Annotated in this window: 21 protein-coding genes; 13 read left to right on the forward strand and 8 right to left on the reverse strand. The window is 72.3% G+C overall.

All coding sequences use genetic code 11. From position 1 onward, the window contains the following. Positions 1-1,526 (reverse strand): serine/threonine-protein kinase (locus tag PV343_RS14250; protein WP_319147405.1); only part of this gene is annotated, 1,526 nt, incomplete at its 3' end. A gap of 253 nt (positions 1,527-1,779) precedes the next feature. On the opposite strand from PV343_RS14250, the gene PV343_RS14255 reads away from it, so the two are divergent. Continuing rightward, the gene (locus PV343_RS14255; RefSeq protein WP_319147261.1) at positions 1,780-2,499 is read left to right on the forward strand and encodes a hypothetical protein; all 720 of its coding nucleotides are present in this window, start codon (positions 1,780-1,782) and stop codon (positions 2,497-2,499) included. 129 nt (positions 2,500-2,628) lie between these two features. Here the strand turns inward: PV343_RS14255 and PV343_RS14260 are convergent, their stop codons facing one another. Continuing rightward, entirely contained in the window at positions 2,629-3,210 is a 582-nt protein-coding gene (locus PV343_RS14260) for a biotin transporter BioY (protein ID WP_319147262.1), read from the reverse strand. A gap of 445 nt (positions 3,211-3,655) precedes the next feature. Here PV343_RS14260 and PV343_RS14265 point away from each other — a divergent pair, with 445 nt between their 5' ends. From PV343_RS14265 to PV343_RS14300, 8 genes are all read left to right on the forward strand, one after another. Further along, complete coding sequence (locus PV343_RS14265) at positions 3,656-4,855, forward strand: ROK family transcriptional regulator (protein ID WP_319147263.1); 1,200 nt, start codon at positions 3,656-3,658, stop codon at positions 4,853-4,855. A 207-nt stretch (positions 4,856-5,062) separates the two neighbouring features. Further along, the gene (locus tag PV343_RS14270; RefSeq protein ID WP_319147264.1) at positions 5,063-6,106 is read left to right on the forward strand and encodes an ABC transporter substrate-binding protein; all 1,044 of its coding nucleotides are present in this window, start codon (positions 5,063-5,065) and stop codon (positions 6,104-6,106) included. Further along, a complete protein-coding gene (locus tag PV343_RS14275; protein ID WP_319147265.1) occupies positions 6,103-6,951 on the forward strand; it encodes an ABC transporter permease in 849 nt (282 codons plus the stop codon). The genes PV343_RS14270 and PV343_RS14275 overlap by 4 nt, the downstream gene beginning before the upstream one ends. After that, positions 6,927-7,661: an ABC transporter ATP-binding protein gene (locus PV343_RS14280; protein ID WP_319147266.1), complete on the forward strand. Its 735-nt coding sequence runs from the start codon at positions 6,927-6,929 to the stop codon at positions 7,659-7,661. Before PV343_RS14275 ends, PV343_RS14280 begins: the two co-directional genes overlap by 25 nt. Further along, on the forward strand, positions 7,658-9,001 hold the full coding sequence (locus PV343_RS14285; protein ID WP_319147267.1) for an LLM class flavin-dependent oxidoreductase: 1,344 nt from the start codon (positions 7,658-7,660) through the stop codon (positions 8,999-9,001). The genes PV343_RS14280 and PV343_RS14285 overlap by 4 nt, the downstream gene beginning before the upstream one ends. Positions 9,002-9,021: 20 nt before the next feature. Then, complete coding sequence (locus PV343_RS14290) at positions 9,022-9,912, forward strand: TauD/TfdA dioxygenase family protein (protein WP_319147268.1); 891 nt, start codon at positions 9,022-9,024, stop codon at positions 9,910-9,912. A gap of 119 nt (positions 9,913-10,031) precedes the next feature. Then, positions 10,032-11,435 carry an amino acid permease gene (locus PV343_RS14295; RefSeq protein ID WP_319147269.1) on the forward strand — a complete coding sequence of 468 codons (1,404 nt, stop codon included), beginning with the start codon at positions 10,032-10,034 and terminating at the stop codon, positions 11,433-11,435. A gap of 142 nt (positions 11,436-11,577) precedes the next feature. Next, complete coding sequence (locus PV343_RS14300) at positions 11,578-12,225, forward strand: superoxide dismutase (RefSeq protein ID WP_319147270.1); 648 nt, start codon at positions 11,578-11,580, stop codon at positions 12,223-12,225. 106 nt (positions 12,226-12,331) lie between these two features. Here PV343_RS14300 and PV343_RS14305 read toward each other — a convergent pair whose 3' ends face one another. Beyond that, positions 12,332-12,994 carry a DsbA family protein gene (locus PV343_RS14305; RefSeq protein ID WP_319147271.1) on the reverse strand — a complete coding sequence of 221 codons (663 nt, stop codon included), beginning with the start codon at positions 12,992-12,994 and terminating at the stop codon, positions 12,332-12,334. Between the two features lie 135 nt (positions 12,995-13,129). Here PV343_RS14305 and pepN point away from each other — a divergent pair, with 135 nt between their 5' ends. Beyond that, positions 13,130-15,712 carry an aminopeptidase N gene (gene pepN / locus PV343_RS14310; RefSeq protein ID WP_319147272.1) on the forward strand — a complete coding sequence of 861 codons (2,583 nt, stop codon included), beginning with the start codon at positions 13,130-13,132 and terminating at the stop codon, positions 15,710-15,712. A gap of 207 nt (positions 15,713-15,919) precedes the next feature. After that, the gene (locus PV343_RS14315) at positions 15,920-16,957 is read left to right on the forward strand and encodes a hypothetical protein (protein ID WP_319147273.1); all 1,038 of its coding nucleotides are present in this window, start codon (positions 15,920-15,922) and stop codon (positions 16,955-16,957) included. An 88-nt stretch (positions 16,958-17,045) separates the two neighbouring features. Here the strand turns inward: PV343_RS14315 and PV343_RS14320 are convergent, their stop codons facing one another. From PV343_RS14320 to PV343_RS14340, 5 genes are all read right to left on the reverse strand, one after another. After that, positions 17,046-18,209: a serine hydrolase domain-containing protein gene (locus PV343_RS14320; RefSeq protein WP_319147274.1), complete on the reverse strand. Its 1,164-nt coding sequence runs from the start codon at positions 18,207-18,209 to the stop codon at positions 17,046-17,048. 142 nt (positions 18,210-18,351) lie between these two features. Next, entirely contained in the window at positions 18,352-20,100 is a 1,749-nt protein-coding gene (locus PV343_RS14325) for a TIGR03767 family metallophosphoesterase (protein WP_319147275.1), read from the reverse strand. Between the two features lie 199 nt (positions 20,101-20,299). Continuing rightward, positions 20,300-20,782 (reverse strand): NUDIX hydrolase, encoded by a 483-nt coding sequence (locus PV343_RS14330; RefSeq protein WP_319147276.1) that lies wholly within the window; start codon positions 20,780-20,782, stop codon positions 20,300-20,302. A 9-nt stretch (positions 20,783-20,791) separates the two neighbouring features. Then, positions 20,792-21,727 (reverse strand): pyridoxamine 5'-phosphate oxidase family protein, encoded by a 936-nt coding sequence (locus PV343_RS14335; protein ID WP_319147277.1) that lies wholly within the window; start codon positions 21,725-21,727, stop codon positions 20,792-20,794. 2 nt (positions 21,728-21,729) lie between these two features. Continuing rightward, positions 21,730-22,176: a VOC family protein gene (locus PV343_RS14340; RefSeq protein WP_319147278.1), complete on the reverse strand. Its 447-nt coding sequence runs from the start codon at positions 22,174-22,176 to the stop codon at positions 21,730-21,732. Positions 22,177-22,301: 125 nt separating this feature from the next. Between PV343_RS14340 and PV343_RS14345 the strand changes: the two genes are divergently transcribed. Further along, the gene (locus PV343_RS14345) at positions 22,302-22,844 is read left to right on the forward strand and encodes a CGNR zinc finger domain-containing protein (RefSeq protein ID WP_319147279.1); all 543 of its coding nucleotides are present in this window, start codon (positions 22,302-22,304) and stop codon (positions 22,842-22,844) included. Positions 22,845-23,000: 156 nt separating this feature from the next. Next, positions 23,001-26,312 carry a S8 family serine peptidase gene (locus PV343_RS14350; protein ID WP_319147280.1) on the forward strand — a complete coding sequence of 1,104 codons (3,312 nt, stop codon included), beginning with the start codon at positions 23,001-23,003 and terminating at the stop codon, positions 26,310-26,312. The last annotated feature ends 21 nt before the right edge of the window (positions 26,313-26,333 follow it).

A 26,333-nucleotide genomic window follows, 5' to 3' on the forward strand; every position in this document is an offset into this window, starting at 1 on the left:
GCTCCCGGCGCTTCCGGGTCCCCGGGCACGGCGGCCGTCCCCCCGGGCGCGGACGCGTCCCGGCGGGCCGCGCCCTCGGCTCCCGCCGCACTCGGGCTGCCGGCCCGACGGCCGCCACCGTCGACTCCCGCCCCTCCAGGGGCGTGCGGCTCGACCGCCACCGTCCCCGGACCTGACGCCTCCCAGCCCGCGTTCCCCTCACCCGCCGCACTCGGGCTCCCCGACCGACGGCCGCCACCGTCGACTCCCGCCCCTCCAGGGGCGTGCGGCTCGACCGCCGCCGTCCCCGGACCTGACGCCTCCCAGCCCGCGTTCCCCTCACCCGCCGCACTCGGGCTCCCCGACCGACGGCCGTCTCCGTCGACTCCCGCCTCTACGGCGGCTGTCGGCTCGGCGGTCAACTGCCGTTGGGCGACCGCGTCGGGGGCATCGTCCTCGGGCTGCCCCGGTGCGGGGCGCGGGGCTTCGGTCTGTGCTTCCTCGGCGCGGGTCGGCTGCGGCTCCGGCCCTTCGGGCCTCGGTGGTGCGGCGACTGTCGCCTCGGCCCCGGCCGGCCCCGGCGCCGTACCCGAACCCCCAGCCCCGGCCCCAGCCCTGAGCTCAGCATCCGCCCCGGGGTCCCCGTCCTCGGGACTCGTCGGCCCGGGTTCCGGCTGCTCGCGGGTGGACGCCGTGGCGGCCGGTGTCGGGGCGGGAGGGTGGGCTGTGGTGGGCGTGTGTTCCGGCGATGGGGGCGTGGGTGCTGCCGGGAGGGTCGGTGGTGGGGGTGGGTTGGCGATCAGGTGGAGGGTCGTCTCCAGAGCGGTGAGGGTGGGGCGGGTGGCCGGGTCCTTGCTCAGCAGTGCGGCGATCAGGGCGCGCAGCGGGCCCGGGGACGTGGGGAGTTCGGGCTCCTCGTACAGGACCGCGTGCAGAGTCGCAAGGGTCGTGTGGCGGGAGAACGGGGAGTGGCCCGCCAGCGCAGCGCAGAGGGTCGCCCCCAGGGACCACAGGTCGGACGGCGGCCCCTGACGCCGGCCGGAGATCCGCTCGGGGGCCATGTAGTCCGGGGAGCCGACGAGCATGCCGACCATGGTGAGGGCCGTGGCGTCCTGGATCGCGGCGATGCCGAAGTCCGTGAGGACCACGCGCCCCGCCCCGGCCGTGCCGGCCTCGACCAGCACGTTCCCCGGTTTGATGTCCCGGTGCAGCACCCCCCGCGCGTGCACCTGGCGCAGCGCCGCCACCAGGCCGAGACCGATGCGCGCGGTCTCCCGCGGGCCGAGCGGGCCCTCCTCGGCCATGATCCGCTCCAGCGACCGGCCGGGGACCAATTCCATGACGATCCAGAGGCGTTCGCCCTCGTCCACCACGTCGTAGACGCGCACCACGTTGGGATGGTCGATCCGCGCCGTCGCCCGCCCCTCCCGCAGGGTGCGTTCACGGCGGGTGCGGATGTCCTCGGCGTCGGATCCGTCGATGCGGATCTCCTTCACCGCGACCAGCCGGTCGAGTATTTCGTCGACGGCCCGCCACACCCGCCCCATTCCCCCCTGGCCGATGCTTTCGACCAGCCGGTAGCGCGCGTTCACCAGAAGCCCCGGAATCCCACCGGCTCCCGGCCCTCCCGCTTTCCCCATAATTCCCGGCACCGTGTCGCACCCCCCTTGTAGACCGCCCGTGATGAAACACAACGGTCACACTTCACGCCGTACCAGCATAGTGCGGGGAAATCTTGTGGTACCTCTTCAAGTACTGCGAATTCAGGCGCAGTCCAGGGGGAAGCAAGGGGGGGCGAACATGAGTTCTCGGCTCAGGGCGGGCATCACGGGATCGCTGGTCACGGCATCTTTCTCGGCCGTGTTGGTGCTTTCGTGGACGGCAGCCGCCGATGACCAGGGACCAGGCAGTGAGAAGGGGGGAAAGGTGGTCGACGAGGCCCCGGCGGGGGTGCGGTTGCGCACCCTGTTGCCGGAGAGGATCTCGGTCGACAACAGTTCGAAAAAGACGGCGATTACCGCCACGGTGAAGAACGAGGGAACCAAGGACAGCGACGGCGTCCGGCTTTTGGTGGTCGGCTTCGACGGACTGCGGATCACGGGTGTCCAGGGCTGCTCGGCGATCGCGGAAAAGAACCTGCCGGAAGGTTCGAACAGCGGTTTCAGTTGCCCGGTCGGCCGGCTCGCGGCCGGGAAGTCCAAGTCGTACGCGGTACGGGCCACCTACGACCTGCGCAAGACCGGGAAGATCTGTCTGCCCGTGCAGTCGGCGGACGGGAAGAAGACCTTCTGGCAGCAGGGCCCGGTGCCGTTCGGCACGACCAACCCGTCGCCGAACGCCCCGGCGACCCCGCTGCTCCTCGGCACCGACAACAAGCCGGCCGCGCCGGGCGGCGACGAGCTGCCGAAGACCGGTGTGGGGCGTGACGTGCTGCCCCTCGGCGCCACCGGTGCCGCGCTGGTCGCGGCCGGCGCGGCCGGCGTGTGGTGGTCCCGGCGCGGACGGCACGAGGCGGCCTGACCGGACGCACGCACGCCGAACACACGGCGGCCGCACACCCCCGACGCGGTACGTGGGGGTGTGCGGCCGCCGTGTGCGTCACGGGCCGGCCGGGAGGGGCCGGTTCCGCCGTGGCGGGCTCCGCGGGTGTCAGCGGTCGCCGGCGAGCTTCCAGGCGGCGGGCAGCGCGCCCATCGCCAGGGCGGCCTTCAGGGCGTCGCCGATCAGGAACGGGGTGAGCCCGGCCGCGATCGCCTGGCCGGCGGACATGCCGGTGGCCAGGGCCAGGTAGGGGACGCCCACGGCGTAGATGACGGCCTCGCCGAGGATCATCGTGCCCGCCATGCGCAGCGGGGAGCGGTCGGCGCCGCGGCGGGCCAGCGCGCCCACCAGCGCGGAGGCGAGCAGCATGCCGAGGACGTAGCCGAAGGAGACGGCGCCGTAGCCGGAGCCGCCGCCCGCGAACCACGGCACGCCGACGGCGCCGGCGACGGCGTACAGGGCGAGGGAGAGGAAGCCGCGGCGGGCACCGAGCGCGGTGCCGACGAGCAGCGCGGCGAAGGTCTGGCCGGTCACCGGGACCGGGGAGCCGGGCACCAGCACCGACAACTGGGCGGCGAGCCCGGTGAGGACGGCACCGCCGACCACGAGGGCGACGTCGCGCACCCGGGTCGCGGGCAGGAGATCGGCGAGGACTGCGCCGGGGCGGACGGCGGCGGTGGCGGTGCTCATGGGGACTCCGCGGAAGGTGTGGGCACGGGGGAACAGGGCGACGCTATACCGGTGTCCGGGCGCTGATCACCGTCAGCGCCCGACAAAGGCGGCGACGGAGCCTTGGTGGGCTCCGCACAAACGATGCGGGTTACACCCGGTACGGCGTGATACCGGTCACTGAGGTGGGGTGGCACGCGGTACGCGGAGGAGTGACGGCCCGTCTGTAGGGTTCCACCAAAGGCCCGGTGGGCGTCTCGCCCGTCGGTCGCCGTCTGGGCAGCGCGGGGGCGTTTTGCTAGCTTCGGACGCATGGTTGCCCAGGCCCGGAACTTCACGTCGCGTCGCTACGTCGACCTGCGACGCCAGGGCACGGCCACCTGTCGCCGCCCGGGGTAGAGGCGGCCCCCGGGGACGCCTCTCCTTCCGAGACGTGTCGGCTCCGTTTCCCGAGGACGGCTTCCCTATGCCCCGTACCGCGGCATCCACCCTTGTCTCCCCCGTGCCCCGCGCCGCCGGCAGCGACCGGCGGCGCACGAGTGCCAGCTTCGTGCTGCGGTCCGTGCTGGAGCACGGACCGGTGGCGCGCAGCACCATCGCCCGGCTGACCGGGCTCTCGCCCGCGTCGGTGACCGAGCACTGTGCGCGGCTGGCCGGGCTCGGGCTCATCCGCGAGGACGCGGCGCCCCGCCGCTCGGGCGGGGTCGGCCGGCCGCACGTGCCCGTCGACCTCGACGGGGAGCGGTTCGTGGTCGGCGGAGTTCACGTGGCCGTGCCGTACACGACGGTCGCGCTGCTCGACCTGCGGGGCCGGGTGGTGGCCGAACGGCAGCTGACCCACGAGGGGACCGATCCGGGCCGGGTGCTCGACCGGGCGGCCGACGCGTTCGCCACGCTGCTCGCCGGGGTGCCGGGCCGCCGGCCGCTGGGGATCGGGGTCGCGGTCGGCGGCTGGGTGGACCGGGAGACGGGCACCGTGGTCGAGCACGGGCTGCTGGGCTGGCGAGAGGTGCCGGTGCGGGACCTGCTCGGCGCCCGCACCGGGCTGCCGGTCCATGTGGACGGCCACGCGCGGGCGTTGGTCCACGGTGAGCGGATGTTCGGAAGGGCCAGGGGCAGCCGCAGCGTGCTGCACCTGTTCGTGGGCAACATGGTCGACGCGGCGTTCGCCACCAACGACGAGGTGCACCACGGGCCGCGTTCGGCGGCCGGGGCCATCGCCCATCTGCCGGTGCCGGGCGGCGACGAGCCCTGCGCGTGCGGCCGTACGGGCTGCCTCCAGGCGGAGCTGAGCGAGCGGACGCTGTGCCGGCGGGCCCGGGCGGCCGGGGTGGACGACGGGGTGAACCCGATGCGGGTGGTGGCCGCTGCGGCGGCCGGGGACACGGTGGCCCGGGGGCTGCTGCGGGAGCGGGCCGGGGCGACCGGACGGGCCGTCGGGCTGCTGCTCGACGTGCTCAATCCGGAGACGGTCGTGGTCACCGAGATCGGTGTCCTCCACTTCGAGGACTGCCTGAGCGCGCTGCGGGACGCGGTCGGCCCGGCCCGGTCCGCGGCCGTCCTCCCGACGAGTTTCCCGGATTCCGTGCTGGCGGTGGCGGGCGGCTCGGTGATGCTGGACGTGCTGTTCCGGGATCCGCTGAGTGCGTCACCTGAGGTTATTTAATTCAGAAACTCGGAATGTTGACAGAGAACACCAACAGCAAGGAACATGCTGGTCATGAGCCTGCTTACGAGCTGTCGCACCCTCTGTTGCTGACACATTGCCGCGCGTGAAGCGCGTGTTTCCGGCTCCTTTCATTTTTCTTTCCTCCGGTATCGCGTACCGGAATTCCATCTGCGTTTCCCCTCCTTTCCTCCGGGGAGTACTCCCATGCACCGTCGTGTCTTTCTCACCTCCATGCTGGGCGCGTCCGCCGCCGCCGTCGGCCTCAGCGGCTGCGCCAAGGGCGACGCGTCCGCCGACACCAAGGCGGCCGCCACCAGGCCGCTCTCCGACAAGGTGCCGGCCGGCACCAGCCTGAAGATCGCCTCGTACCAGAACACGCAGCAACTGCAGTTCCGGCTGGCCAAGTTGCCCGAGCTGCCGTTCACCGTGTCCGACTGGGTGAACCTCGGGGCCGGTCCCGACATCATCAACGCGTTCCGTGCCAAGTCCCTCGACCTCGCCAACAACGCGGGCATCCCGCCGATCCAGGCGCACTACCAGGGCTTCGACGCGAAGATCGTGGCGATCGACATCACCCGCAAGCCCAACTACGTGTTCGCCACCAAGCCCGGCAGTGACATCCGCTCCCTGCAGGACTTCAAGGGCAGGAAGCTCGCCTTCTCGCAGGGCCAGGCCCAGGGCGTCGTCCTGCTGCGGGCGCTGAAGAAGGCCGGCCTGAAGTACGACGAGGTGAAGCTGGTCCCGCTGACCAGCAACCAGTTCCTGACCGCCCTGCAGTCCGGCCAGGTGGACGTGGCCCCGCTCGCGAACAGCCAGGCGCCCGCCTATCTGAAGCAGTACGGCTCCAAGGGGGCGCGCACGGTCGCCACCGACGTCGTCGACCTGCTCAACCTGCTCTGGGCGCCGCAGTCGGTGCTCGCCGACCCGGCGAAGGCGGCCGCGATCGCCGCCTACATCCCCCAGTGGGCCAAGGGCCAGGTGTGGCAGTACGAGCACCCGGACGTGTGGAACGAGGAGTTCTACGTCAAGACCCAGAACCTGAACCTCGCCCAGGCGAAGTCCATCTCCGCGCTCGCCAACAAGCCGCTCTTCCCGCCGCGCTGGGACGAGGCGATCGCCTGGGAGCAGGAGACGGCCGACCTGCTCGCCGAGGGCGGTTTCGTCAAGAAGTTCGACGTCTCCTCGCTCTTCGACCACCGCTTCGAGCCCCTCGCCGCCCGGGCCGTGCCGGCGGAGTACCGGAAGTGAGCGCCGTGACCACGACGACGACCGCCGTGGCGGCGCCCGACGCCGCCGAACTGCCCCAGGTGCGCCGGCGCAGGCGCCTGTCCCCCGGCCGCCGGCTGCCCGCCGCCCGTCTCGCCGGGCCGCTGCTGGTACTCGCCCTGTGGGCCGCCGCCTCGGCGGCCGGGACGCTGGACACGGGCGCGATCCCGGCGCCCTGGACGGTGCTGCGGACGGGCGCCCGGCTGTGGACCGACGGCACGCTGTCGACCGACGTGCTGACCTCGCTGAAGCGGGCCGGGTCGGGTTTCGCGATCGGCCTGACCGCCGGCATCGTCCTGGCGCTCGCCTCCGGTCTCAGCCGGACCGGGGAGGCGCTGATCGACGGGACCGTGCAGCTCAACCGGGCGATACCGACCCTCGGCCTGATCCCGCTGTTCATCCTCTGGCTGGGCATCGGGGAGACCTTCAAGATCGCCATCATCGCGATCGTCGTCTACATCCCCATCTACCTGAACACGCATGCCGCGCTGTCCGGCATCGACAGCCGGTTCGTCGAGCTGGCCGAGGTACAGGGCCTGTCGAGGCTCAGGTTCGTCCGCCAGGTGGTGATCCCCGGCGCGCTGCCCGGATTCTTCGTGGGGCTCCGGCTCGGTGTCACCGGCTCCTGGCTCGGCCTGGTCGTGCTGGAGCAGATCAACGCCACCAGCGGCCTCGGCTACCTGATGTTCCAGGCGCAGAACTACGGCCAGAGCGACGTGATCCTGGTCGGCCTGCTGATCTACGGCGTCTTCGGCCTGGTCTCCGACAGCGTGGTCCGTCTCGTCGAACGGAGGGTGCTGTCATGGCGCCGCACACTGAGCAACTGACCCGCCCCGCCGTCCGGCTGCGCGGACTGACCCGCTCGTTCGGGGACCGCACCGTCCTCGACGGCATCGACCTCGACCTGCCGGCCGGGCAGTTCACGGCCCTGCTCGGGCACAGCGGCTCGGGCAAGTCGACCCTGCTGCGGGCGGTCGCAGGACTCGACCACGGGGTGGCGGGCGAAGGGCGGCTCACCGCGCCCGAGCGGGTGTCGGTGGTCTTCCAGGACTCCCGGCTGCTGCCCTGGCGCCGGGTGCTGGACAACGTCCTGCTGGGCCTGGACGGCAAGGACGCCGCCGAACGCGGCCGGGCCGCGCTGGCGGAGGTGGGCCTGGGCGGCCGTGAGCGGGCCTGGCCGGGCGAGCTGTCCGGCGGTGAGGCCCAGCGTGCCGCGCTCGCCCGCTCCCTGGTCCGCGAGCCCGAACTGCTGCTGGCCGACGAACCGTTCGGGGCGCTGGACGCGCTCACCCGGATCCGGATGCACAACCTGCTGCGCGAGCTGTGGAAGCGCCACCGGCCCTCCGTGCTGCTCGTCACCCACGACGTGGACGAGGCGATCGTGCTCGCCGACCGCGTCCTCGTCCTGGACCGGGGCCGGATCGGCCTCGACCTGACCATCGACCGGCCCCACCCGCGCTCCTACCGCGAGCCGGTGCTGGGCGAGTACCGCGAGCGGCTGCTGGCAGCCCTCGGTGTCACGGAGGACCACGCATGACCCGCCTGCTCCACCTGAACGCGTTCCTGATGAACACCGGCCACCACGAGGCCTCCTGGCGGTTGCCGGAGAGCGATCCGTACGCGCACGTCGACCTCGCCCACTACGTGCGGCTGGCCAGGACCGCCGAACGCGGCACCTTCGACTCGCTGTTCCTCGCCGACGGCCCCCAGCTGTGGAGCAACCTCGCCCAGCGCCCGGCCGGCGCCCTGGAACCGCTCACCCTGCTGACCGCGCTGGCGACGGCCACCCAGCACATCGGGCTGATCGCCACCGCGTCCACCTCCTACAACTCCCCCTACAACCTGGCCCGCAAGTTCGCCTCGCTGGACATCATCAGCGGCGGCCGGGCCGGCTGGAACATCGTCACCACCGCGGGTGCCGAGGCCGCCCGCAACTTCGGCCTGGACGCCGAGCCCGCGCACGCCGAGCGCTACGCGAGGGCCGCGGAGTTCCTGGACGTGGCCTCCAAGCTGTGGGACAGCTGGGAGGACGACGCGGTCGTCGCCGACAAGGCGGCCGGCGTCTGGGGCGACGACGGCAAGATCCACCCGCCCCGGCACCGGGGTGCGTACTTCAGCGTGGCGGGCGCCCTCAACGTGCCCCGCTCCCCGCAGGGCTACCCGCTGCTGGTGCAGGCCGGCTCCTCGGACGACGGCAAGGCGTTCGCCGCCCGGTACGCGGAGGCGGTGTTCACCGCCCAGCAGACCCTCGCCGGCGCCCAGGCCTTCTACGCCGACCTCAAGTCCCGCACCGAGGCGGCGGGCCGGAACCCCGAGCACATCAAGGTGCTGCCCGGCATCGTCCCGGTGCTCGGCTCGACGGAGGCGGAGGCGCGGGCCGCCGAGCAGGTGCTGGAGGACCACATCGTGCACACGCACGGCGTGGACCGCCTGGAGAACCTGCTGCGGCTGGCGCCCGGCACGCTGGAGCTGGACGCCCCGCTCCCCGACGACCTGCCGTCGGAGTCCGCCATCGAAGGCGCCAAGAGCCGCTACACGCTCGTCGTGGAACTCGCCCGCGGCGAGCGGCTCACCGTGCGGCAGCTCATCGGCCGGCTCGGCGGCGGGCGCGGCCACCTCACCGTCGCCGGGACGCCCGAGCAGATCGCCGACCGGATCGAGACCTGGTTCACCCAGGGCGCCGCCGACGGCTTCAACATCATGCCGCCCGTGCTGCCCTCCGGTCTCGAGGCGTTCGTCGAGCACGTGGTGCCGATCCTGCGCACCCGCGGCCTGCTGCGCACCGCCTATGGCCCGGAGCGGACCCTGCGTGAGCGCTACGGCCTGCCCCGCCCCGCCAACCAGTACCTGACCCCCGCCACCCCCGCCTTCGCCTGACCCGCCCGAGAGGAATCCCCATGTCCATCGAGATCACCAAGGTCACCGCACGCATCGGCGCACAGGTCTCCGGCGTCGACATCACCGCGCCGCTCGCCCCGGAGGAGGTCACCGCGATCCGCGAGGCCCTGAACGTCCACAAGGCGCTCGTGTTCGACGCCGGCGCGCTGGACGACGCCGGGCAGCAGGCGTTCGCCCGCCACTTCGGCGACCTGACCACCGCGCACCCGACGGTCGGCGCGGTCGACGGCGCCCCGAACGTGCTGCCGGTCGACAGCGAACGGGGCCGCGCCAACCACTGGCACACGGACGTCACCTTCGTCCTCAACCCGCCGCAGGCCAGCACCCTGCGCTCGCTCACCGTCCCGCCGTACGGCGGCGAGACCCTGATCGCCAACGCGGCGGCCGCCTACCGCGACCTGCCCGAGCCGCTGCGGCGGCTGGCCGACACCCTGTGGGCGGAGCACACCAACGACTACGACTACGCGGTGCCGGACGAGGAGATCGACGAGGAGAAGGCCGCCCAGCGGGCGCAGTTCACCTCGATCAGGTTCCGCACGACGCACCCGGTGGTCCGGGTCCACCCGCTGACCGGGGAGCGCGGGCTGTTCATCGGCGGGTTCGCGCAGCGGATCGCCGGTCTCTCGGTGGGCGAGTCCCGCAAGGTCCTCGACCTGCTCCAGTCCTACGTCACCCGTCCGGAGAACGTGCTGCGCCACCGCTGGTCGGAGAACCAGCTCGTGCTCTTCGACAACCGGATCACCCAGCACTACGCCATCGACAACTACGACGGCGCGCCCCGCCGGCTGCACCGGGTGACCGTCGCCGGTGACGTCCCGGTGGGCACCGAGGGCAAGGAGAGCTGGTCGGTGGAGGGCGACGCGGCGCACTACACACCGCTCGCCGCGTAACGGCCGTCTCACCCTCCGCACGGCGGGTGTCCGGATAGTGGGCGGCCCCTTCGCGTCAGCGGACGGGCCGCCCAGACTGTGGGGCGTTTTTGCCCCTCGATCGCAGGACGTGCCGCGCCATGCCCAGCAGCCCCTCCCTGGACACACCCCCGCAGCGGCGGGCGGACGCCCCGCAGGCCCCGGACGCCTCCCTGTCCCACGGCCTCAAGCAGCGCCACCTGTCGATGATCGCCCTCGGCGGGGTGATCGGCTCGGGCCTGTTCGTCGGCTCCGGTGCCGGCATCGCCGCCGCGGGCCCGTCCATCGTGGTCGCCTTCGCCCTCTCCGGCCTCCTGGTGATGCTGGTGATGCGGATGCTCGGCGAGATGTCGGCCGCGTACCCGTCCTCGGGTTCGTTCTCCGCGCACGCGGAGCGGGCGATCGGTCCCTGGGCGGGGTTCGCCGCCGGCTGGTCGTTCTGGGTGCTGCTGTGCACGGCCGTCGGCATGGAGGGCATCGGCGCCGCGAAGATCGTCCAGGGCTGGCTGCCGGGCACGCCGCAGTGGATGTGGGTGGCGCTGTTCATGGTGGTCTTCTGCGGCACCAACCTGGCCGCGGTGAAGAGCTTCGGCGAGTTCGAGTTCTGGTTCGCCGCGCTGAAGGTCGGCGCGATCAGCCTCTTCCTGGTGCTCGGCGCGCTGGCCGTCGCCGGCGTCCTGCCCGGCACCGACTCCCCCGGCGCCTCGAACCTGACCGACTTCCTGCCGCACGGCAGCGAGGGCCTGGTCATCGGCCTGCTGGCGTCCGTGTTCGCCTACGGCGGCCTGGAGACGGTCACCATCGCCGCCGCCGAGTCCGAGGACCCGGTGCGGGGCGTGGCGAACGCCGTGCGCACGGCGATGTGGCGCATCGCGCTGTTCTACGTCGGCTCGATGGCGGTCGTGGTCACCCTGGTCCCGTGGGACTCGAAGGAGATCGTGACCAAGGGCCCGTACGTCGCCGCCCTCGACCACCTGGGCATCCCCGGCGCCGGCCAGCTGATGAACGTGGTGGTGCTGGTCGCCCTGCTCTCGGCGATGAACGCCAACACCTACGGCTCCTCGCGCATCGCCCACTCGCTGGTGCGGCGCGGCATGGGCCCGAAGGCGCTGGCGAAGGTCTCCGGCGGGGTGCCGCGCGTCGCGGTCCTCGTCTCCTCGGCCTTCGGTTTCGCCTGCGTCCTGCTCAGCTACTGGCGGCCGGACGACGTCTTCGCGTGGCTGCTGAACATGATCGGCGCGGTCATCCTGGTCGTCTGGATCTTCATCGCCGTCTCCCAGCTGGTGCTGCGCCGCCGCATGGAGCGGGACCCGGCGCAGCGGCCGGCGGTCCGGATGTGGGGGTTCCCGTGGCTGACCTGGGTCGCGCTGGCGGGCATGGCGGCGATCTTCGTCCTGATGGCGCGGCAGCCCGACACCCGGGTGCAGCTCTACTCGACGGGCGGCATGACGCTGGTCCTCGCGGCCGTCGGGTACGCCCGGCAGCGGGCGCGCGCCGGGCGCTGACGCCCGGCGGACCGATCCGCCGATCCCGACCGCGGCCCCCACGTGTGCGACACGTGGGGGCCTTCGTGTTGCCCCGGGCCTTCTTGTTGCTAGCGTGTAGTTGCAAGTAAGTTGCAATAAGAGGTCCGGAGGGGAATCGTCCATGCCCGTCTACACGCTGCCCGAGCTGCCCTACGACTACGCGGCGCTGGCGCCCGTGATCAGCCCCGAGATCATCGAGCTGCACCACGACAAGCACCACGCGGCCTACGTGAAGGGCGCCAACGACACCCTGGAGCAGCTCGCGGAGGCGCGGGAGAAGGAGTCGTGGGGCACGATCAACGGCCTGGAGAAGAGCCTGGCCTTCCACCTCTCCGGGCACATCCTGCACAGCGTCTACTGGCAGAACATGACCGGCCCGAAGGAGGGCGGCGGGGAGCCGCTGGCGGCCGACGGCGTGGGCGAGCTCGCCGAGGCGATCAAGGAGTCCTTCGGGTCCTTCGCCGCGTTGCGGACGCAGCTGTCCAAGGCGGCGGCCACCACCCAGGGCTCCGGCTGGGGCGTGCTGGCCCATGAGCCGCTCAGTGGCCGCCTGATCGTCGAGCAGGTCTACGACCACCAGGGCAACGTCGGCCAGGGCGCGACCCCGCTGCTGGTCTTCGATGCCTGGGAGCACGCCTTCTACCTGCAGTACCGCAACCAGAAGGCGGACTTCGTCGAGGCGATGTGGCAGGTCGTGAACTGGCAGGACGTGGCCCGCCGCCACGCCGCCGCCCGGTCCGGGGCGAACGCCCTGCTGATCACAGCCTGAGACGTCCTGCCCGTGATCGTCTTCTCACCTTTCACGCAGGCAGGCGGAGAGACGGAGGGCCCCCGCGAGGACGTGACTCGCGGGGGCCCTCCGGCGTGCGCGGGACCTACAGGTTGCTGAAGTCGGGGCCCTTGGTGCGGGTGCGCTTGATCTCGTAGAAGCCCGGCACCGAGGCGACCGCCAGGGTGCCGTCCCACAGGCGGGCCGCCTCCTCGCCCCGCGGGGCGGGGGTGACGACCGGGCCGAAGAAGGCGATCTGCTCGCCGTCGGGGCCGGGCACCGCGATGACCGGGGTGCCGACGTCCTGGCCGACCTTCTCGATGCCCTCCTTGTGGGAGGCGCGCAGCTCGGCGTCGAACTCGAAGTCCTCCTGGTCGGCGTACTCGATCAGGTCGGCGGGCAGGCCGACGTCGGCGAGCGCGCCGGCGATGGCCTCCACGGTCGGGCCCTCGCCGTCGTTGTGGATGCGGGTGCCGAGCGCGGTGTAGAGGGGGCCGAGGACGTCGTCGCCGTGCTTCTGCCAGGCGGCGGTGACCACGCGCACCGGCTTCCACGCCTTGGTGGCGAGCATCTCCCGGTACTCGTCGGGCAGCTCCTCCAGCCGGTCCTCGTTGAGGACGGCGAGGCTCATGACGTGCCAGCGGACCTCGATGTCACGGACCTTCTCCACCTCCAGCACCCAGCGGGAGGTCATCCAGGCCCAGGGGCACAGCGGGTCGAACCAGAAGTCCACGGGAGTCCTGCCGGGCGTGGTCTCGGTCTCGGACATGCTTCTCCTCGGGAAAGGGCTTTTGAAGCGACAACAATCGCCCCGGCACCCCCATTCCCTGGTGCCCGTGTCAGGGGCACATGGCAGGATCGGTCCTGTTCCACGCATCCAAGCGACCACAAGGGAGTGCCGCCCGTGCCCGGTGAGAATCTGACCCGCGACGAGGCCCGGGAGCGGGCCGCCCTGCTGTCCGTCGACGGGTACGAGGTGGCGCTGGACCTGCGCTCCGCCCTCGGCGAGGGGAACGGCGGGCCGCGCACGTTCCGTTCGGTGACCACGATCAGGTTCCGCTGCAACGAGCCGGGCGCGTCCAGCTTCGCCGACCTGATCGCGCCGGGCGTGACGTCCGTGACGCTCAACGGCAAGGACCTGGACCCGGGCGAGGTCTTCGACGGCTCCCGGATCGCCCTGGAGGACCTGGCCGCCGAGAACGAGCTGACCGTGGACGCGCAGTGCGCCTACTCCCGCACCGGCGAGGGCATGCACCGCTTCGTCGACCCCGAGGACGGCGAGGTCTACCTCTACACCCAGTACGAGCCGGCCGACGCCCGCCGCGTCTTCGCGAACTTCGAGCAGCCCGACCTGAAGGCCCCCTACCGCTTCGAGGTGCGGGCCCCCGAGGGCTGGACGGTGTGGGGCAACGGCGCCGGGGAACTCACCGACGGCGTGTGGCGGTTCGCGGAGACCAAGCCGATCTCGACGTACATCACGTGCGTGGTGGCGGGTCCCTACCACTACGTGACGGACTCCTACGAGCGGACGTTCGCGGACGGCACGAAGCTGGAGATCCCGCTCGGCGCCCTGTGCCGCAAGGGCCTCGCGCCCTACTTCGACGCCGACGACGTCTTCCTGGTCACCAAGCAGGGCCTGGACTTCTTCCACGACCACTTCGACTACCCGTACCCGTTCGGGAAGTACGACCAGGCGTTCGTGCCCGAGTACAACCTCGGCGCGATGGAGAACCCGGGTCTGGTGACCTTCCGCGAGGAGTACATCTTCCGTGGCAAGGTGACGCAGGCCTCCTACGAGGCCCGGGCCAACGTCATCCTGCACGAGATGGCGCACATGTGGTTCGGCGACCTGGTCACCATGGTGTGGTGGGACGACCTGTGGCTGAAGGAGTCCTTCGCCGACTTCATGGGCACGTTCGCGAACGTCGGCGCGACCCGCTTCCAGGACGCCTGGATCACCTTCGCCAACCGCCGCAAGGCCTGGGCCTACCGCGCGGACCAGCTCCCCTCCACGCACCCGATCACCGCGGACATCCGCGACCTGCAGGACGCCAAGCTCAACTTCGACGGCATCACCTACGCCAAGGGCGCCTCGGTGCTCAAGCAGCTCGTGGCCTACGTCGGCCAGGACGCCTTCCTGGAAGGCGCCCGCCGCTACTTCAAGCGGAACGCGTACGGCAACACCCGCCTCGGGGACCTGCTGTCGGTGCTGGGCGAGACCAGCGGCCGGGACATGTCGGCGTGGGCGCGGTCCTGGCTGCAGACGGCCGGGGTGAACTCGCTGACCCCGCAGGTGCTGCTGGACACCGAGGGCGGCCGGATCGCCGAGCTGGCCGTGGTCCAGGACGCCCCCGAGTCGCACCCCGAGCTGCGCCCGCACCGGGTCGCGGTGGGCCTGTACCGCCGCACGCCCGAGGGCACGCTGGAGCGGTACGCGCGCGTGGAGACGGACGTGGACGGTCCGCGCACGGTCGTGGCGGAGCTGGCCGGGGCCGAGGCGCCGGCGCTGGTGCTGGTCAACGACGACGACCTGACCTACTGCAAGATCCGCTTCGACGAGACCTCGCTGACGACCCTGCGCGCGCACCTGGGCGAGCTGACCGACCCGCTGGCCCGCGCGCTGTGCTGGTCGGCGCTGTGGAACCTCACCCGGGACGGGCTGCTGCCGGCGCGGGAGTTCGTGGACCTGGTGCTGCGGTTCGCGGGCCGGGAGTCCGACATCGGCGTGCTGCAGATGCTGCACGCGTGGGCCGAGTCGGCGCTGACGCGCTACGCCGCGCCCGCCTGGCGGGCGACGGGCGAGCGGCTGCTCGCCGAGGGCGCGCTGCGGGAGCTGCGGGCGGCCGCGCCGGGCAGCGAGCACCAGCTCGCCTGGGCCCGCTCCTTCGCCTCGGCCGCCTCCGGCGAGGCGGACCTCGCCGTGCTCGAGGGGCTGCTGGACGGCACGGGTCCGGTGGCCGGCCTGGACGTGGACCAGGAGCTGCGCTGGGCGTTCCTGGAGCCGCTGGCGGCGCACGGGGCGGCCGACGAGTCCGTCCTCGCGGCCGAACTGGCCCGGGACGACACGGCGTCCGGCAAGCGCCATCAGGTGCGCTGCCTGGCCGCGCGCCCGTCGGCGGCGGTCAAGGCGCAGGCCTGGGCGCAGGTGGTGGAGTCGGACGCGCTGTCGAACGCGCTGGTGGAGGCGACGATCGCGGGCTTCGACCAGCCCTCGCAGCGGGAGCTGACGGCGCCGTACGCCGAGTCGTACTTCGCGGTGATCGAGCGGGTCTGGCGGGAGCGGTCGATCCAGATCGGCATGGACGTCGTCCGGGGCCTGTTCCCCTCCTTCCAGGACCGCCCGGAGACGCTGGAGGCGGCGGACCGCTGGCTGGCGTCCCACGCGGACGCGGCACCCGCGCTGCGCCGGCTCGTGCTGGAGGCGCGGGACGACCTGGCCCGGTCGCTGCGCGCACAGGCGTGCGACTCAGCGGCCGCCGGGGCGTGATCGTTGGCCTGAGCTTCCCCGGTCGGTGACCGTTACGGAATTCAGGCAATCACAGCCGTAACCCCTGGCCCGCACCCGATCGGACCAGGGGTTTCCGGTCCCTACTCGGCACCCGAACACCCGTCCTTTAGTACCGCCTTGTCCGCATTTCTCGACGGGCGTGTAACAGCGGTTAAGGAGGCGGCGGAGCGCGGGAATCCCCAGGCCATGACGCACAACACCCCGCTCTCCCCCCGCCCCCTCCGTCACCTCTCCGAGGTCCACCGCCGCGTCCTGACGGCGGCTCAGCTCCGCTCGCACGGCGTCTCGGCGGCCGAGCTGAGCGACCAGTGCCGCACCGGCGGCCCCTGGCAGCTCCTGCTGCCCCAGGTGGTCCTCCTGCACCCCGGGCCGCCCACGAGCGAGGAGCGGCTGCACGGGGCCCTGCTGTACGCGTCCCGGGAGTCGGCCCCGGGCGTCCCGGCCCAGCCCGCCGCGGGGGAGCCGCACCGCCCGCTGTACGCGGAGGCGATGATCACCGGTCTGGCGGCGCTGACCCTGTACGGCTTCTCGTCGACGCCGCCGCTGCTCTCCCTGGACCGCGTCGACGTGCTGGTCCCCCGGCTGCGCCGGCTGCGTTCCAGCGGCTACGTGCGCGTGCTGCGCACCTCCGGCCTGCCCACCCCGCGCGCGGTCACGGGGCTGCCGGTGGCACCGGTGCCGCGTGCGCTGGCGGACGCCGTCGCCGAGCTGACGGACGCGGACGCGGTGCGCCGGCTGCTGACCGAGGCGGTGCGCGGCGGCCACTGCGAACCGGCCGCCGTGGTGCGCGAACTGACCCAGGCGAAGCTGCTGACCCGGCCGCACGTGGTGGACGCCGTGGACTCGCTGCTCGCCGAGGGCCGGGCCATCGCTGAGGACCGGCTGTACCGGATGGTGACCGAGCACGGCCTGCCCGACCCGGTCTGGAACGTGGACCTGCGCCTGCCGGGCGGCCCCCACCTGGGCGGCCTCGACGCCTACTGGCCGGACCAGGCGGTCGCGGTGGAGCTCGACACCCGCGCGCCCCGCCAGGACGAGGACGCGCTCTGGTCGGAGTACGCGCGCAAGCGGGAGCACCTGGAACGACTGGGCATCACGGTCGTGTACATCACCCCCCGCAAGCTCAGGGAGTCGATGGAGCAACAGGCGGCGGTGGTCCGCACGGCCCTGATGGCGTCGGGCGACCGCGACCCGGCCGCGTACGTCGTCGTGCTGCCGCGATAGTGACGGACCGGGGCGGCGTCAGGAGGGGAGGGGAGGGTCCCCGGTGCCATGGCCGGCACCGGGGACCCTTCTCGTGTCCGGACACGGCCTAGCAGAACTCCTTCTCGATCACCGCGCCGTGGTCCCCCGTCCAGTCCCCGTTGAAGTTGAAGGCGAGGGAGTGGCGGCCGTCGGCCGTGGTCACCGCCGAGGACGTGGAGCCGTGGATGCCCCCTTCGTGGCCCCAGACGTGGACGCCGCAGGACAGCCGGGTGTCCATCAGGCCGAGGCCGTAGCGGACGTCGGGGGCGCCGTCGGTCTGCACGGTCGCCTTCATCTCCTCGAGCTGCCCGGGCGGGAGCAGCCGGCCGCGCAGCAGGGCGCCGTAGAAGCGGTCCAGATCGGCGGAGTCGGAGATCATCTCGCCGGCCGAGGACGCGAGGGACGGGTTGAGGGTCGTGACGTCGTACGTCGGGCCCGTCGCCGTCTGCGCCAGCTTGGAGTAGGCGCGGCCGCTGGGGCGCGGGACGGTGACCCGGGTCCCGGGCAGGGAGGTCGCCGTCAGGTGCAGGGGGCCGATGATCCGCCGGCCGATCTCCGCGGCGTAGGAGTGCCCGGTCACCTTCTGGATCACCATGCCGGCCAGGACGTAGTTGGTGTTGGAGTAGTTCCAGGACGTGCCCGGTGCGAAGTCCGGCCGGTGCCGCATCGCGACGGCCACCAGGTCGCGGGGCGTGAGCGTGTCGTAGCGGTGCCTGAGGAAGCCGTCGGCGAGGAAGTAGGTGCGGCCGAAGTCCTCGTCGGACGTGTAGTTGTAGATGCCGCTGGTGTGGTTGAGGAGCTGGCGGACGGTGACGCGGCGTCCGTCGTGGCCGTGGCCGTGGACGACTCCGGGCAGCCACTTCTCCACGCTGTCGTCCAGGGAGATCCGGCCCTCCGCCTCCAGCTGCAGCAGGACGGTGGAGACGAAGGTCTTGGTGATGCTGCCGACGCGGTAGCGGTCGGCCGCCGAGCGCGGGGCGCCGGTGCGGACGTCGCCCACGCCCGCGGTGGTGGACCAGGTGCCGTGGGTGTCCTTCGCGGTGGCGGTCACGCCGGGCACACCCGCCAGGACGGCATCCTGGAGCGCCCGGCGGGTGCCCGTGTGGCCGTCCGTGGCGGCCGTCGCGGTCCGCGTGCCGCCGGCGGGCCCGGCGGCCGCGACGGCCGGGCCCGCCAGGGCCGCGGTGAGGAGCAGGGCGGTGGCGCCCACCAGGGTCGTGCGTACGCGCATGTGTTCCCCCAAGTGTGCCGTCCGGCCGGCCGGGTGGGCCGGCCGGACGGTCGGAGTCGCGGCCGGCCGGGCGGCCGACCGGGGGAAGGGACTCCCGGGTGTTGCGCGAAGGTTGCTCCGGTGTAGGCCGGTTGAGTGACAATCAGCCCTTCTTCAGCACCAGTTCGGTGTTCCGGTCGGCCGGGTCGCCCGCGAGGGTCTTCTTGGCGCCGGGCGCGTTGAAGGACAGTTCGCGGTAGAGGGCGGCGAGGCCGGTCTGCGAGAGGTCGGCGTAGTCGGTGCGGTGCGGGGCGGCGGACTCGATCAGGGTGGTGAACAGGGAGACCGTGCCGTCCTTGTTGTCGACCAGTTCGATGACCCGGGCGAGCTGGGGGTAGTCGACGTGCGAGGCGGTGGAGATCTCCCAGAAGGAGCGGCCGCCGGACGCCTTGTGCGGGGTGATGACGTTCTTGTGGATGTGGCCGTTCACCCAGGCGAGCACGTTGGTGTGGGCGGACAGGACCGAGACCACCTCGGCGCCGGTGTGGCGGCGCTCGCCGGGGCGGGCCGGGTCGGGGCGGGTGTTCGTCATCGTCTTGCTGGTGTGGTGGCTGAAGACGACGGCGTAGGAGTCCTTGTTGTCCTTCAGCGTCCGGGCGAGCCAGTCGAGCTGGGCGGTTCCGATGGAGCCCTCGTAGTGGCCGCCGGCGTCGGTGGTGTCGAGGCTGATGCCGATGACGTCGTCGGAGATGCGGAAGGCGTAGTACTGGGTGCCCGCGTCCAGGTTCGCCGAGGAGTAGCCGTGCCCGACCGGGCCGACGCCCTGGTGGGCCGGGTCCAGGTGGGCCTTGAGGTAGTCGGCCCGGGTGTACGGGGCCCGCTTCTCGTCCGGGGTGACCGAGCGCATGGAGCGGGCGTGGGCCTTCAGGAAGTCCCGGTAGCCGGTGCCCTTGGGGTCGGTGGCCTGCTTGACGGCGTCCTGGAGCTTCTTGGCCTCGGCGGCGGTGGCGGTCATCAGCTTCTTGCCGCCGATGGCCGCCTCGGTGAGGTAGTTGTCGCCGTGGGAGCCGTGGCAGCCGAGCGGGAGCATGTCGTGGTTGCCGACGGTGGAGTACCAGGGCAGCTTGAGGCCGGGGCTCCTGGCCTCCCGGATCGCGGCGGCGAGGAAGCCCTTGAGGTGCGGGAAGCCGAGCGCCTTGTCGCTGTCGCGGACCGTGGAGTCCGGCTGCCAGTACAGCTTCAGGCCGCTGTTGTGCACGCCCTCGTAGTGCTTGGGGTCACCGGAGTTGGGGGTGACGCGGCCCCCGCTCATCACCGTCATGAACCACTCCAGTTCGGAGTGGGCGTTGTTGTCGGTGTTGTCGCCGGTGGTCATCACGAAGTGGAGCGGGGCGCCGGTGACGGGGGCGCCCCGCAGCGCGTTGACCCGCTCCACGAGCGAGATCGCGCCGGGCACGGTGAGCGCCTCGTGCGGGCGCCAGGCGTGCGGGTCGTGGGCGCGCAGGTACTCCAGGCGCAGCGGGTGCTGGACGTCCGTCAGGTGCAGGTCGGTGAACTGCACGAACGCGGCCAGCGTCGCACGGCGTCCGGCACGGCCGGACTTGGGCGCGGCCAGCTCGGCGCGCACGACGCGCTTCCAGCCGGGGCCGTCGCCGAGGCGCCGGTAGCCGGAGCTGTTGCGGGGGGCGGCGACGGAGGCGAGCGTGGTGCCCTTGGTGTAGGGGGCGAGCGGCGCGGCCGCGGCGGCCCGTCGGGAGTGGGCGACGGGCGCCTCGGCGGCGCCGGCCGCCTGGCTGTCGGTGGGACGCAGGGCGTAGCCCACCCCCGCCGAGAGCGACACCGCTCCGGCGGCGGCGAGGACGGTACGTCGGTGGACCCCCGGTACGGAGGTGGCAGAGCGTGAGCGCGACATGGCGCGATCTCCCCGAGTGCGAACGCGTCGGCAGTGGTCGCGGGCCGTCCAAGGCGCGAACGCCCCGCTCGCTCTGGATGGTTGGCATCGGGGATGACCTGTGCGTGAACGCGGCGGCAACGCGCAGCGCCGATCACCGTACGTGGATCACGGGTGGGCGGAGCGGCCACGGAGTGGATCGCGCCCGGCCCGGCGGCGGTCACTCCTCGTTCATCTGCCGGGGTAGGGGACGGTCCTCCAGGCGTCCGTCCGCCGGTCGTTCCCGCCACAGCCGCAGCGCCACGTCGACGAGCCGGACCCGGGCGAGTCCGGGCACGGCGTCCAGGTCCTGCCAGGCGGCGAAGTCGGTGGTGCCGTTCACCTCGGGGCGCAGTTCGCCGCCCACGACCTCGCCCTCGTAGACGAGACGGAGCGCGTGGTGGTCGGTGGCGGGTTCCAGGCGCCGGCCGGCGAAGAGGTGCTGACGGGAGTCGACGCCGAGGAGACCGGTGACCCGGATGCGGTAGCCGGTCTCCTCCATCAGCTCGCGGTGGACGGTGTCGTACGGGTCCTCGCCGTGCTCCATGCCGCCGCCCGGCAGGACCCATTCGCGGGTGCCGTCGTCGGCCGGGGAGCGGGCGAGCAGGATCTGTCCGTCGCGGACGCAGACGGCGTAGGCCGCCACTCTCAGGTTCCGTCGCATGCGGGGACGTTAGCGCGAGTTGTCCGGGTTGGCGGGTGAATATTCCGGCGCGGACCAGCTCAGCGGCAGGGCCGCAGGCGTGAGGACGGCCCCGGCGACGGTGAAGCGGACGGTCCGCCCGCCGTCGGCGGTGAACTCGGCGCGCGCCTCGCCGGTGAGCTGGAGGGTGGTGCCGGTCGTCCAGTCCAGCAGGAGCAGTCCGGCGCGCGGGTCGGCGCGCAGGTTGCCGAGGGTGAGGAACATGGCGTTGCCGGGATAGTCCGGCCAGGAGAGTTCGCGCGGTGAGACCACCCGGACGAAGCCCGGATCGCCGCCCCGGTGGCTGGCGTCGGCGCCGCCGGGGTGCACCGTGGCCAGGAAGAAGGTGTCGGCCGAGGCGACGAACGCGGCCTGCTCGTCGTCCAGTCGGCCGGTGGTGCGCGGTGGGCCCGGCACGCGGTCCGGCACCCATGCGCAGGTCTCCCGGCGCTGGATGTACTTCGGGCAGTTGGCGAACACCTGGTCGGCGTCGACCGCGAAGCCCCGGGCCGTGGGCTCCCCACGGCCGTTGAGGCGCATCCGGCGGCGGGTGCGCGGGTCGAGGGCGATGGTGCCGACGGGGGTGCCGGGGGTGGCCAGGGCCGTCGTGAGCGGGTCGGCGGGGGCGAGGCCGCCGCCGGGACCGCCGCCGGCGACGGGGGCGGTGGCCGGGGCGGTGGACGTGGTGACGGACATCCGCCGGGGCCCGGTGGCCCGGACGAAGCCGGGGCGGCCGGTGACCGCCGAGGCCCAGACGCGGCCCGTCCCGGGGTCCGCCGCGCCGACGACCAGGAGGGGCTGGAGTTCCAGGAAGGCCGCGGCGACCGGTTTGATGCCCCGGCCGAGGGAGAGGCCGACGTGGTCGGCGCGCTCCCGCACGCCGACCAGGTCCTGCACCGCGCGCGAGCCGGCGTGGTACACGCTCATGGCTAGAAGAAACCGCAGGTGGGAGCGGACGCGTGCGGGGCGGGGGCGCCTTCGGCGCCGTCCGGGACGGAGATCTCCAGACGGGTGCCGTCCGGGTCGTGGAAGAAGATCCCGCCCGAGGCCGAGCCCTCCCGGTGGGCCACCAGGCCCTCGTGCGCGAACTCGGCCCCGGCGGCCCTGAGCGCCGTCTCGTACTCCCGGACCCGGTCCACCGAGTCGGCCGTGAACGCCAGGTGGTGCAGTCCCGCCCGGCTCCCGTCGTACCCGCCGCCCGCCTGCTGCCAGAGGGTCAGCACGGGCAGGTCGCCGCCGTCCCCGAGGAACGCGAACCTGCGGTCGTCCTCCTTGCCCTCGGCCAGCAGGGCGAAGCCCAGCACGTCGCGGTAGAAGGCGAGCGAGCGGTCGAGGTCGGTGACGTTCAGGCCGGTGTGGCCGGTGCGCAAGGTCATGGCTCTCCCCTTCGGGCTGTTCGGTCATGAGGACTATCTAACCCTCTTTTCTACGTTAGAAGGTTAGCGGGGGCGCGGTCAACCGGTCACGTACTCTTGAGGGGTTAGCCGAGAAGGAGTGCCCGATGTCCGCCGCCCGCGATCCCCGCCCGCTCACCGGCGAGCCCCTCGCGCTCGACCTGCTCAACACCCGGTGGAACAAGGAGGGCGTGGCCCAGGACCTGCTCACCGACACCGCGGGGCTCGCGGTGTGGCTGGCGGGCAACGGACTCGACGGCGCCCACGCGGCCGACGCCGAGGTGCTGCGGCACCTGCGCGAGACCCGGGAGGCGCTGCGGGCCGCGGTGGACGGCTCCCTCGCCCAGGGCGCCCCGCTCGTCGACGCCGTGCTGGAGCACGGGCGCATCCGGGCCCGGCTGACCGAAAACGGTGTGTCCGAGGAGCCCGAGTTCACCGACCCGTCCTGGGGCCCCGCCTGGCTGGCCGCGCGGGACTACCTGGACCTGCTGACGCGGGCGCCGGACCGGATCCGCCGCTGCGCCCACGAGACGTGTGTCCTGCACTTCTTCGACACGTCGCGCAACGGCACCCGGCGCTGGTGCTCGATGGCCGCGTGCGGCAACCGCGCGAAGGCCTCGCGCCATTACGCCCGTTCCAAGGACAACTGAGCAAATCCGCCTCGGTCAGCTCTTATTCCCCCAAATCCCATCGCGGGTTTTCCCCATACATCCATCACGTTCCGGTCAACGGTCCCCAAAGTCCTGAACCTTGGGTAAAGCTGTGCGCTCGTCCGGCTCAGGATTCTCGACCTGCAAGGGATGCCGATGACCCAGACCCCCGAGCGCGCCCCGATACCCGGCCACAGACATCTCGCCCGTCTGGCGGTGGCCGTCGGCGTGGTGGCCGCGCTCTCCGCGACCGGGCCGATACCCCTGGCCCTCGCCACGGACGCGCCCTCCGCCACGGCCACCGGACCGGGCGTCAAGTCGGCCCACGACAAGCTCGGTTCGGACGACGCCGACGCGCTTGCCGAGGCCAAGGCGGACCACGCCAAGACCGTCACGATGATGATCGCGACCACGCCCGGCAAGACCGAGCAGGTCGCCGGCGAACTGGACGCCGTCAAGGGCGGGTCCGTGGGCCGCACCTACGACAAGCTCGGCTACGTTCGGGCCACCGTGCCGACCGCCAAGGCGGACTCGGCCATCGCCGCCGCCGCGAAGCTGTCCTCGGTGCAGGCGATCGACCTCCGCCAGGAGATAGCGCTCGACGACCCGTCGCCCGCCGCGGACACCGCGCACGGCGCCAAGGGCAAGCCGTCGGCCGCCACTTACCCCGGCCCGGACAAGAGCACCCCGGCGCGGAACCCGTACAACCCGTCCTTCGAGACCGGTGCCGTCGACTTCGTCAAGGACCACCCGAAGGCGGACGGCCGCGGCGTCACCATCGGCATCCTCGACTCCGGCGTCGACCTCGGCCACCCGGCGCTGCAGAAGACCTCCACCGGCGAGCGCAAGATCGTCGACTGGGTCACCTCGACCGACCCGATCGTGGACAGCGACGCCACCTGGCGCCCCATGGTCACCGCGGTCTCCGGCCCCTCGTTCGCCTACGGCGGCCAGAACTGGACGGCCGCCGCGGGCTCGTACGAGATCAGCACCTTCAAGGAGTCCGCCACCACCGGCGGCGACGAGGCGGGCGACCTCAACCGCGACGGCGACACCACCGACAGCTGGGGCGTGCTCTACGACCCTGCGGCCGGCACGGTCACCGTCGACCTGAACAACAACCACGACTTCACCGACGACACCGCGATGAAGCCGTACAAGGACGGCTACCAGGTCGGCTACTTCGGCACCGACGACCCGAAGACGGACGTCGTCGAGCGCGTGCCGTTCGTCGTGCAGATCCGCAAGGACGTGGCGATGGACCCCTACGGCGGGTCCTGGGTCGGCAAGAAGGCCGACTTCGTCAACATCGGCGTCATCGAGTCCGAGCACGGCACCCACGTGGCCGGCATCACCGCCGCCAACGGCCTGTTCGGCGGGCGCATGAACGGCGCCGCCCCCGGCGCGAAGATCGTCTCCTCCCGTGCCTGCACCTGGACCGGCGGCTGCACCAACGTCGCCCTCACCGAGGGCATGATCGACCTGGTCGTCAACCGGGGCGTCGACATCGTCAACATGTCGATCGGCGGTCTCCCGGCGCTGAACGACGGCAACAACGCGCGCGCCGCCCTGTACACGCGGCTCATCGACACCTACGGCGTCCAGCTCGTCATCTCCGCGGGCAACTCCGGGCCCGGCGCCAACACCATCGGTGACCCCGGCCTCGCCGACAAGGTGATCTCGGTCGGTGCCGCCATCTCCCGGCAGACCTGGGCGGCCAACTACGGCTCACAGGTGGAGAAGGACTACCAGCTGATGCCCTTCTCCTCGCGCGGCCCGCGTGAGGACGGCGGCTTCACGCCGACCCTGGTCGCGCCCGGTGCGGCGATCAACAGCACCCAGACCTGGCTGCCGGGCTCCCCGGTCGCCGAGGCGGGCTACTCGCTGCCGGCCGGCTACTCGATGCTCCAGGGCACCTCGATGGCGTCCCCGCAGGCCACCGGCGCCTCCGCGCTGCTGCTGTCGGCCGCCAAGGAGAAGGGCATCGACCTGACGCCCGCCACCCTGCGCACGGCGCTGACCTCGACGGCCGACCACATCAAGGGCGCGCAGGCCTACGAGGAGGGCGCGGGCCTGATCGACATCGTGGACGCCTGGGACTCCATCCGGCACCACGCCACCGCCCACGACTACACCGTCAAGGCCCCGGTCGACACCGCGATCGACTACGCCCTGAGGACCCCGGGCTTCGGCACCGGCCTGTACGACCGCGAGGGCGGTCTGAAGGCGGGCCAGAAGAAGACCTACGACATCACCGTCACCCGCACCTCGGGCCCCGACAAGGCCGTGTGGCACGAGCTGCACCTCGCGAACAACGCCGAGCACACCTTCCGGATCCTCGGTGACGACACGGTGCGGCTGCCGCTGAACCAGCCGGTGACGGTCAAGGTCCAGGCGGCCCCGCGGTCGGCGGGTCTCAAGAGCGCGATCCTGGAGGTCGACGACCCGCGCACGGAGGGGGTCGACCAGCAGATCCTCACCACCGTCGTGGTCTCCGCCCCGGTCGGCTTCACCTACTCCGCGTCCGGTTCGGTGCAGCGCAACAGCACCCGGTCCTACTTCCTGACCGTGCCCGAGGGCGCCAAGTCCCTCGAGGTCGCGATCGGCGGACTGAAGGACAAGAGCCAGACCCGGTTCATCGCGATCCACCCCTACGGCACTCCGGTCGACAACACCGGCACCCCGTACTGCTACAACAACTACCTCGACGGCAACGGCTGCAAGCCGGACGTGCGCTCCTACGCCGACCCGCAGCCCGGTGTCTGGGAGGTGGAGGTCGAGGCGCGCCGTACGTCGCCGCTGCTCGACAATCCGTACAAGCTGGACGTGGCCGTCCTCGGCGCGGCCTTCGACCCGGAGACGGTGTCGGTGCCCGAGGCGAAGGTCGGCGTCCCGGCCGCCGCCTCCTGGAAGGTGACGAACAAGTACGCGGCGCTCGACGGCACGCTGGTCGGCGGCCCGCTCGGCTCGTCCAAGACGACCCGTCCGGCGATCAAGCAGGGCGAGACGCAGACCACCACGGTGACCGTCCCGGCCGGCGCCAAGTCCCTCGACGTCGCGATCGGCAGCGTCTCGGACGCGGCCGCCGACCTCGACCTGACCGTGTACGACGCGAACGGCAAGCAGGTCGCGCAGTCCGCCGACGGCGACTCGGAGGAGGCGGTCTCCATCCCGTCGCCGGCCGCCGGGACGTACACGATCCAGGTCGCGGGCTACTCGGTGCCGTCCGGGTCGACCGACTACGACTACCGGGACGTGTTCTTCTCCTCCTCGCTCGGCACCGTCACGGTCGACGGCTCGGCCCCGGTCAAGCTCGGCACCGGTGACTCCGCCTCGGTGAGCGCCCAGGTCACCGCGGCCGCCGAGGCCCCCGCGGGCCGCGAGTTCTTCGGCCGGGTGCAGCTGGTGAACGCCCGCGGCACCGTCGCCGGCACCGGCAGCGTGAAGATCGAGAAGGTCACGCCGTAAGGAGTGACGCCCGCTCGGGGA

The organism is Streptomyces sp. WI03-4A (genome assembly GCF_033792105.1).
Lineage (GTDB): Bacteria > Actinomycetota > Actinomycetes > Streptomycetales > Streptomycetaceae > Streptomyces > Streptomyces collinus_A.

Excerpts from the sequence above, each read along its gene's own strand:
- PV343_RS14255 (WP_319147261.1), top strand. The coding sequence starts at position 1,780 with ATGAGTTCTCGGCTCAGGGCGGGCATCACGGGATCGCTGGTCACGGCA.
- PV343_RS14260 (WP_319147262.1), bottom strand. The coding sequence starts at position 3,210 with ATGAGCACCGCCACCGCCGCCGTCCGCCCCGGCGCAGTCCTCGCCGAT.
- PV343_RS14265 (WP_319147263.1), top strand. The coding sequence starts at position 3,656 with ATGCCCCGTACCGCGGCATCCACCCTTGTCTCCCCCGTGCCCCGCGCC.
- PV343_RS14270 (WP_319147264.1), top strand. The coding sequence starts at position 5,063 with ATGCACCGTCGTGTCTTTCTCACCTCCATGCTGGGCGCGTCCGCCGCC.
- PV343_RS14280 (WP_319147266.1), top strand. The coding sequence starts at position 6,927 with ATGGCGCCGCACACTGAGCAACTGACCCGCCCCGCCGTCCGGCTGCGC.
- PV343_RS14285 (WP_319147267.1), top strand. The coding sequence starts at position 7,658 with ATGACCCGCCTGCTCCACCTGAACGCGTTCCTGATGAACACCGGCCAC.
- PV343_RS14290 (WP_319147268.1), top strand. The coding sequence starts at position 9,022 with ATGTCCATCGAGATCACCAAGGTCACCGCACGCATCGGCGCACAGGTC.
- PV343_RS14295 (WP_319147269.1), top strand. The coding sequence starts at position 10,032 with ATGCCCAGCAGCCCCTCCCTGGACACACCCCCGCAGCGGCGGGCGGAC.
- PV343_RS14300 (WP_319147270.1), top strand. The coding sequence starts at position 11,578 with ATGCCCGTCTACACGCTGCCCGAGCTGCCCTACGACTACGCGGCGCTG.
- PV343_RS14305 (WP_319147271.1), bottom strand. The coding sequence starts at position 12,994 with ATGTCCGAGACCGAGACCACGCCCGGCAGGACTCCCGTGGACTTCTGG.
- PV343_RS14315 (WP_319147273.1), top strand. The coding sequence starts at position 15,920 with ATGACGCACAACACCCCGCTCTCCCCCCGCCCCCTCCGTCACCTCTCC.
- PV343_RS14320 (WP_319147274.1), bottom strand. The coding sequence starts at position 18,209 with ATGCGCGTACGCACGACCCTGGTGGGCGCCACCGCCCTGCTCCTCACC.
- PV343_RS14325 (WP_319147275.1), bottom strand. The coding sequence starts at position 20,100 with ATGTCGCGCTCACGCTCTGCCACCTCCGTACCGGGGGTCCACCGACGT.
- PV343_RS14330 (WP_319147276.1), bottom strand. The coding sequence starts at position 20,782 with ATGCGACGGAACCTGAGAGTGGCGGCCTACGCCGTCTGCGTCCGCGAC.
- PV343_RS14335 (WP_319147277.1), bottom strand. The coding sequence starts at position 21,727 with ATGAGCGTGTACCACGCCGGCTCGCGCGCGGTGCAGGACCTGGTCGGC.
- PV343_RS14340 (WP_319147278.1), bottom strand. The coding sequence starts at position 22,176 with ATGACCTTGCGCACCGGCCACACCGGCCTGAACGTCACCGACCTCGAC.
- PV343_RS14345 (WP_319147279.1), top strand. The coding sequence starts at position 22,302 with ATGTCCGCCGCCCGCGATCCCCGCCCGCTCACCGGCGAGCCCCTCGCG.
- PV343_RS14350 (WP_319147280.1), top strand. The coding sequence starts at position 23,001 with ATGACCCAGACCCCCGAGCGCGCCCCGATACCCGGCCACAGACATCTC.